2 protein-coding genes and 1 pseudogene are annotated in these 3,434 nt (G+C 66.0%); all 3 read right to left on the reverse strand.

All coding sequences use genetic code 11. The features are described from left to right. Positions 1-740: pseudogene (locus B7L71_RS05605) on the reverse strand (hypothetical protein); the annotation flags it as partial. An 8-nt stretch (positions 741-748) separates the two neighbouring features. Further along, positions 749-1,378: a condensin complex protein MksE gene (locus tag B7L71_RS05610; RefSeq protein WP_081136542.1), complete on the reverse strand. Its 630-nt coding sequence runs from the start codon at positions 1,376-1,378 to the stop codon at positions 749-751. Continuing rightward, positions 1,375-3,434, reverse strand: a 2,060-nt coding sequence (locus tag B7L71_RS05615; RefSeq protein ID WP_139790052.1) for an ATP-binding protein, incomplete at its 5' end; no start/stop codon positions are given. The genes B7L71_RS05610 and B7L71_RS05615, both read right to left, overlap by 4 nt.

Raw genomic sequence — 3,434 nt, forward strand, 5'->3', positions numbered from 1 at the left:
ATGCCGGTCATCAGGCGGCTGCGGGCCTGCTGCTTGCGGAAGCGGGCCATGAGTTCGATCAGCCGCCGCTGCACTTCCCGCAGGCTGGTGTAGTGGTGGCTAAGGCGGTTCTGGAGCTGGCTGATGAGCAGCTTGCGCAGGCTGCCGTCGCTGCCTACCAGGGCGATCAGCTCGTCGAAGTCGATCAGCGCGAGGCCATCGAGCAGGCGCACGATCTGCTTCTGGGCGCGGTCGTTCTCGCGGATCTTGTCGTTGAGCTGGCTGACGAAGCCGAAATCGCTGTTGAGCCGCTGCCACAGGCTGTCGATGGCGTCGGCAAAGCGGCCGTTGAGGTCGTCTACCTCCTGGCGCAGGCGCAGTAGCTGTTGTTCCTGGCGCCAGTGTTCGCCCTTGCTACGGGCTTCCCGGTAGCTGTCGACCTGAGTGCGAATCAGCTCCAGGGTTTCGGCCACGTCGGCATTGACGTGGCGGCGGGTTTCGTCGGCGAGCATTTCGGCGATCAGGTCGCGCACCTTGGGCGCGAGTTTGACGCCGCTCTGATCGTCGGGCCGCCATAGCACCCGGGCGGCCAGCAGCTTGCGCAGCGCGCCGTCGCTCAGGCCTTCCAGCGGTACGTCGTCGCGGGTGTAGGCCTGCATCAGCTGTTCGGCGTGCTTGCCCAGCAGTGCCAGGCGTTCCGCGCCGGTCTTGAGCAGGCGGCTCTCCAGCTCGCCCACGCCACTGCCCGCCCCATTGCCCATACTTCTACTCACAGCAGGGCCTCCTGCGTGCCGGTGTCCTCGTCGGCATCGATGGGCAGGTTCTCTTCGTCGCGGATGAAGCGCACCACGTCCACCAGGTAGTCCATCTTGCCGGTCACCACGAACACCTGGCGTTCGCTGTGGGGCTGCATCAGGTAGCCGTGCTCTTTCAGCCGTTTGAAGATCTGCTTCACCTGGGCATCCAGCTGGTCGCTTTGTGAGCCAAAGAAGCTGTCCGTGGCCAGCCGTTCCAGGCGCTCGCGCAGGCTCTGGTTGTCTTCGCACTTGGCGCTGAACTCGGCGGGCTTGAGCACGTCGCCAGGGGCGGCCAGGGCGTCGCGGCCCAGCGCTTCCTGCACCAGTTGCAACCACTCCAGCATGGGCAGCAGGCTGTTGAGGGTGTCGGCGAGCTGGCGGGAGAGCTGCTCCCGTGCGGTGTCGTTGAGCTGCCGCCAGGCGAGGAAGTAGACGCTGGCATCCTCGTTGCTGGCCAGCCGTCGATTGAGCGGGCGCAGGTAGGCGTCGATGGCCTCGCGGGTCTCTTCGTTGGCCAGGTGGCGATAGGCGTTGTCGTCGCTGACGGCGCAGATGAAGTCGCCTGCCAGCAGGCGTTCGAGCAGGGGGCCGTGTTCGATCATGCGCTCACCTCCTGTTGGCGCTGCTTGATTTTCTGCGCCAGCGCGCTGAGACGCGGCTCGATACGCTTGAGCTGACGCTGTTGCTGGGCGTCCCGTTCGATGAGGTAGCGGTTGGCGAACAGCAGCAGTACGTCGGATTCCGGGTTGGGGAAGGCCCCGACGATATGGATGCGGTTGCTGTCGCAGGCATCGAACAGTTTTTCGACGTTGTGGTAGGCCAGGGTGCCGATCTCATCGATGGGCCAGTGGATGGCGATTTGCGCATCGCCCCGCAGCAGGCGGGTAAACGCCAGCAGGAACTTGCACAGAATCAGATACGCCATGCCGTGGCTGGAGGACTCCAGCAGCTGACGGTCGTTCTTGATCACCAGGTCCGTGCCGCCTTCGTTCAGGTGCAGCTCCAGGCGCAGCAGGCTTTCGAAGCTGTACTGCTGGTCGCTGCGCAGCAAATCGACCACGTCGGCCAGGGCGTTGAGGTAGTCGTCGCTGGGCAGCGTCTGGCCGGACTCCCGCCACGCCTTGTAGCGCTGGACGAACAGTTTGAGCGGTTCCCAGAAGCCCAGCTCGTCGATGGTGGATTGAATGCGCACTTCCGCCTTGGTGATGCCTTCCAGGCGCAGGTCATCGGCGACCTCTTCCGAAAGCCGACGGCTCTGGGCGCTGATGCGCCGGTTCAGGTCGCGGAAGACGATGAAGAACTTGTCCAGGTCGTCGCTGAGGTTGCGGCCTTCCTGAATCAGCTGCTGCTGTTGGTCTTCCAGCAGTTTGAGCATGCCGCGCAGCAGCGGCAGCAGTAGCCGGGGGCTGTCGCTGGGCAGCTTGTCGCGCTCGCTTTGCAGGGCATCGGCAAAGCCGCTGCTGGCGTCCTTGATCAGTTGGCTTTCGACGTCCAGGCAGCCTCGGCGCAGTTGCTCCAGCTGCTGGTGGCGGCTGGCCAGGGCCTGGCGGGTGCGTTCGATGCGTTCGTCCACATCGCCCAGGCTGGCTTCCAGCGGCGCGCCTTCGGCCATCAGCTCCAGGCTTTCCAGCTGGTTGAGCAGCGGTGTCAGGGCTTCCAGGGTGCCACGGGCGCTGTCGCGCTGGGCCTTCAGGCCGTTCACCGCCTGCTGGTGGGCCTCTCTGGCGGCGTGGAAGGCGTTTTTCAGATGCGCTTTGTCGCGCTTGAGCTGTTGGTCCCGCTGGGCCAGCTCGGCCTCTTCCGCCACCAGTTGGGGTTTGTGCTGGCCCCACTCGATGCGCATGAAGCGCTGGTACTCGGCCAGCTCTTCCAGTCGGTCAGAGGTTTTGCGAATGCGCTCGTTCTGGGCTTCCAGGCGAGTTCGCGTGGCCTTGAGCTGGGCGGGGTCGACGCCCTGTTCGGCCAGCTCCTGGCTGAAGGCCTCTTCCAGCTCGGCGCGCTGGCGCTGGTGTTCGGCGTTGGCATCGCTGAGCTGCTGTTTGTAGGTGCGTAGCTGGGCATCGAGGCTATCGAGCTGGCTCTGGGCGTCGGCCTTGAGCTCCAGCAGTTGGCCCTGGTGGGTTTCGGCCAGCTCGGCCAGGGCGTCGCGCTTCTCGTCGCGCAGCTCGGTTTGGGCCTGCTCCTGGCGGGCCAGGGCGGCTTCGATGTGGGCACGGCGGGCTTTCTGGCTTTCCGCGTGGCGGGCCTGCTGTTGGCGGCGCGCTTCCAGGGCGTACTCCACCTCCTGCTCGGCGCGCTGGTGGGCCAGGCGGGCGGTGTCCTGGGCGTCATCGGCCTGCTGTACCCGCTCGTTGTGCTGCTTGAGGGCCTTTTCAGCGGCGGTGCAGGCGGTGTGGGCTCGGGCCTTGGCGCTCTCGGCTCCCTCGATGGCGGCCAGCAGGCTGGCTTCGTCCTGAGCGTAGTCGGGCAGCGCGATGGCGGAAAGGTCCAACGCCAGGCCGAACAGGTCGTCGCTGGCGTGGTCGGCCAGTTGGGGGGCGAGGTCGCGGCGCTCCAGCAGTTCCGGGGCGATCACCTTGCCGAGCTGCTGTTCCCAGCCGGGGCGGTGGTAGCGCAGGAAGTGGCGCAGGCTGCCCTGCTCGGGGGTCTGCTGCTGAT

The sequence above is a fragment of the Halomonas sp. BC2 genome (genome assembly GCF_002078115.1).
GTDB lineage: Bacteria > Pseudomonadota > Gammaproteobacteria > Pseudomonadales > Halomonadaceae > Vreelandella > Vreelandella stevensii.

Coding starts and splice junctions, on each gene's coding strand:
- B7L71_RS05610 (WP_081136542.1), bottom strand. CDS start 1,378: ATGATCGAACACGGCCCCCTGCTCGAACGCCTGCTGGCAGGCGACTTC.